Source organism: Pseudomonas sp. NFPP12 (genome assembly GCF_900103205.1).
GTDB classification, from domain to species: Bacteria; Pseudomonadota; Gammaproteobacteria; order Pseudomonadales; family Pseudomonadaceae; genus Aquipseudomonas; species Aquipseudomonas protegens.
The window spans coordinates 1-4,397 of record NZ_FMWW01000017.1 but is presented as its reverse complement, the minus strand read 5'-3'; the positions used below and the strand labels follow the sequence as shown (position 1 = coordinate 4,397).

At 64.2% G+C, this 4,397-nt stretch carries 1 protein-coding gene; it reads left to right on the top strand.

What is annotated here, in order from left to right:
- Window positions 1–4,397: hemagglutinin repeat-containing protein (locus BLS75_RS31785; RefSeq protein ID WP_176876791.1), on the top strand; the 4,397-nt coding region annotated here is incomplete at both ends.

Sequence of the window (4,397 nt, the reverse complement as noted above, 5' to 3'; positions counted from 1 at the left end):
CTGGACAACCAGGGCGGGCTGCTGTCGGGCTGGCAGGGCCTGACCCTCAACGGCACAGGCCTGAACAACAGCAACAAAGGCACCGTCTCCAGCCTCAAAGGCGGTGTCGAGGTCACCCTCAGCGACGCCTTGAACAACAGCCAGGGCGGCGGCCTGGTCAGCCAGCAGGCCCTGGACGTCAAGGCCGCCAGCCTCGACAACAGCCACCAGGGGGTGATCTCCAGCGCCGGTGAGCAAAGCCTCAAGCTGCGCGACCGGCTGGACAACAGCCAGGGCGGCTCCATCGACAGCGCCGCCACCCTGACCCTGCAGGCCATGACCCTGGGCAACCAGGGCGGCACGGTCAACGCCGTTGGCGACCTGGGGTTCATCGGCAGCGACCTGGACAACAGCCACGGCACCTTCACCGGCAAGCAGAGCGTTACCCTCGACCTGCTGGGACACTTGATCAACAACCAGGGCACCCTGTCCGCCGCTGGCCCTTTGCTGCTCAAGCGCAGCACGAAGGTTGAGAACCAGGGCGGCGAACTCTCCAGCCAGCAGTGGCTGCGGCTGTTCACCGAACACTTGGACAACCGTCAGAAAGGCCGTGTCGCGGCCAATGAATCGGTGTTGATCAGCGCCAGTGGCGAAGTGCAGAACAGCGATGGCGGCGAGATCCTCAGCCGCGAAGCCGACCTGCAACTCAATGCCGAGCGTCTGGATAACGCCAGAGGCCTGCTGCAGGCCAAGACCAACCTGGGTCTCGATGTGGCGGCCGACGCCGGCAACCAAGGCGGACAAGTGATTGCCCAGCAGGGCGACCTGACGCTCAAGGCGGGCCACCTCGACAACAGGGCCGGCAAGGTGTCCGCCCTCAACGGCGGCGCCACCCTGGAAACCGCTGCCGATGGCCGCCTCGACAACCGCGACGGCGCGCTCTTCGCCCAGCAGGCGCTGCATATCAGCGCCAAGGACCTGGACAACAGCGCCGGCCAGATCAGCGCCCGGCAGATCGAGCTGGAGCTCGCTGGTGCCCTGGACAACCGCCAGGGCCTGATCGAAAGCCGCAGCACCCTGAGCACCGCCGCCGCCAGCCTGGACAACCAGCGCGGGCAACTGCGGGCCCTGGGCCTGGCCAGCAAGACCCGGTTCAGCATCGCTGGCACCTTCGACAACCGCGACGGCTTCCTGGAAACCGCCAACCACGACCTGGCCTTCGACGCCGGCGGCTTCAACAACCGTGGCGGCAGCCTGCTGCACAGCGGCAGCGGGGTGTTCGGCCTCTCCATGGCCAACCTCGAAGACGTCGGCGGCCGCCTGAAGACCGCCGGCCAACTGACCCTGGAGGCCGAGCGCTGGACCAACAGCAGTGCAATCCAGGCCGATCAGTTGCTGGTCAAGGTCGACCACCTGACCCAGACCGCCGACGGCCAGCTCCTGGCGGGCAACGGCCTGACCGGCAGCGGCAGCCACTGGAGCAACGACGGCCTGATCGGCAGCGACGCCGCACTCAACCTCGACCTGAGCGGCAACTACAGCGGCAAGGGGCGCCTGAGCAGCATTGGTCAACTGGACCTGCATGCCGCCCAACTGGATCTAGCGGACAGCGCCAGCATCGCCGGCGGCGCCAACAGCACCCTGAAGGTCGACGGCGCGCTGAACAGCGCCGGGCGCATCACCGCCAAGCAGAACCTGCACCTCACAGCCGCCAGCATCAACAACCACGGCACCCTGGGCAGCGGCGAAGACCTGAACCTCACCGCCGCCACCCTGGTCAACGACCACGGCCTGATCTCCAGCGGCGGCAATATGCAACTGCTGACCACCAGCTTCAGCAACCGCTACGCCCAGGTGTACAGCCTGGGCACCGCGCTGATCGCCAAGGACGACCAGCAAACCCGCGCCGACCTGCTGGACAACCGTTCCGGGGATATCGAAAGCCTGGGCAAGCTGACCATCGCCGCCAGCACCCTCAACAACGTCATGGACGTGCTGCAGTACACCGAGCACGAAAAGAGTGCCGCCAGTATCACTCGCCTGTCCTGCACCCTGATTCCCGTCGCCGGCTGCGACGACCGCGGCGGAGGCCGCATCAACGGCCTGTGGGAAGTGGCCGAGACCGACCGCCTGCGGGTGACCAACAGCAGCGCCGCCGCCAGCCTCAACAGCGGCGCCGACCTGCAGATCGACACCCAGACCCTGACCAACACCAGCAGCCTGATTACCGCGGCCGGCGACATCAACATCAAGGCCGAGACCGTCCACAACCAGGGCCTGCAACCCCAGGAAATCACCACCCTGCGGCGCTACTGGAGCTTCGTCAACGAAACCGGCACCGCCGCAGCCCTAGCCGCCGCGTTCAACGCCCGCAACAACCCGACGCCTTCGAGCAGCTTCGCCTCCGACCTCAGCGCCTTCATTGCCTGGACCGGGGTGATGCTGTCCTCCAGCAGCAAGGTGGTGGACGGCGACCAATCCTTCGCCGCCACCATCCAGGCCGGTGGCAAGGTCAACCTCAAGGCTGACCAGATCCTCGACAACAGCGTGATCCGCTCCTTCTACGAGTACGTCGGCGCCGGCAAGACCCTGACCGACACCGGCGTTGGCAACGGCTACTCGACGCCGATCCGGATCAACCCGCAACTGCCCCCGGAACTGGCCCAGCAACAGGTCAACCCCCTGGAGCTGCCGGGCTTCACCCTGCCCACCGGCGGCAACGGCCTGTTCCGCCTCAGCGGCCAGGGCAGCACTTTGGCCCAGGCCCCGACGCCTGCGCAGATCGCCGGCCTGCCGGACGCCGCGAGCCTGTCCCGGCCGCACAAGTACCTGATCGAAACCAACCCGGCGCTGACCAACCTCAAGCAGTTCATGAGCTCGGACTACCTGCTGTCCAATCTGGGCTACAACCCCGATGAAAGCACCAAGCGCCTGGGGGACGGTTTCTACGAACAGAAACTCATCCAGCAAGCCATGGTGGCCCGCACCGGCCAGCGCTTTATCGACGGCCAGGACAGCAACGAAAAGCTCTTCAAGCACCTGATGGACAACGCCCTCCAGAGCAAGCAACAGCTTGATCTCTCGGTGGGCGTGACCCTGACCTCCGAGCAAGTCGCCGCCCTGACCCACGACATCGTCTGGCTGGAAAGCCATGAAGTGAACGGCGAACAGGTGCTGGTGCCAGTGCTGTACCTGGCCCAGGCCAACAACCGCCTGGCGCCCAACGGCGCCCTGATCGCCGGCAAGGACGTGAGCCTGATTGCCGGCAAGGACTTGAACAACGTCGGCACCCTGCGCGCGGCCAATGACCTGTCGGCGGTGGCGGGGGCGAACCTGGTCAATAGTGGGTTGGTGGAGGCGGGCAAAGGCCTGAATCTGACGGCGGGCAAGGATCTGCTGAACAAGGCCGGTGGTGTTGTCGCTGGGCGTGATGTGGTCTTGACGGCAACTGATGGGGACGTGGTTAACGAGCGAACCTTGACTCGTCATCGGAGCTCCACTTCCACCAGTAATGAGCAACGCGATTTTGTTGATAGTGCAGCGCGCATCGAGGCCACGAACAATCTGACCCTGACTGCAAGCCGGGACCTGAAAAATACCGGCAGTGCATTGACCGCAGGCGGTGATGCGGTGCTCAGCGCTGGGCGTGACCTGTCCATTACGTCCACCGAACAGGCGAACAGCAGCAATGGCCAGTTCAAGAAGGATCTCTGGACGCGTAGTCAGACCACACAAAATGCCAGTGACGTCCAGATAGCCGGCAGTCTGAAAGCAACAGCGGGTCAAGACATTCAAGTTGTGGCGAGCAAGGTTGCTACCCAGCAAAGCTTGTCGATGGTTGCAGCGCGAGATGTGACCATCGAGTCTGCGGCCAATGCGGGTCATAGCTCGTTCAAAACCAGTAACGGTAGAAGTTCTGACGATCAGGTTCGCCAGCAGTCTTCACGGGTAGAGGCGGGTGGTGATCTGTCGATCAAGGCAGGCCAGGACGTGACATTGGTGGCCAGCCGGGTTAAAGGGGGGCAGAACGTCGCCCTGGATGCTGCTCGCGATCTCAATGTGCTGTCGGCAAAGGATGAGACTGCCTCTTTCATGTCCAAGAAGGGCAAAGGCTCCTTTGGTCAGAGCAGCAGCAAACAGCAGGAGAGCTACCACAGCACCAACATCGCCTCCGTGGTCGAGGCCGGGAAAGACCTGACCCTCAACACCAGCAAGAAAGCCGATGGCGGCATGAGCATCAACGGTGGCCGCGATGTCACGCTGATCGGCAGCCAGCTCAAGGCCGGTGCAGACTTGATGGTCGGTGCCACCGGTGATGTGGCGATCCTCTCCGGTGTCGAGGAGCACGGCTCCTACAGCAAGAAGACCAAGTCCGGTTTCCTCGGCCTGTCCAAAAGCGGCAAGAGCCAGTTGCAAAC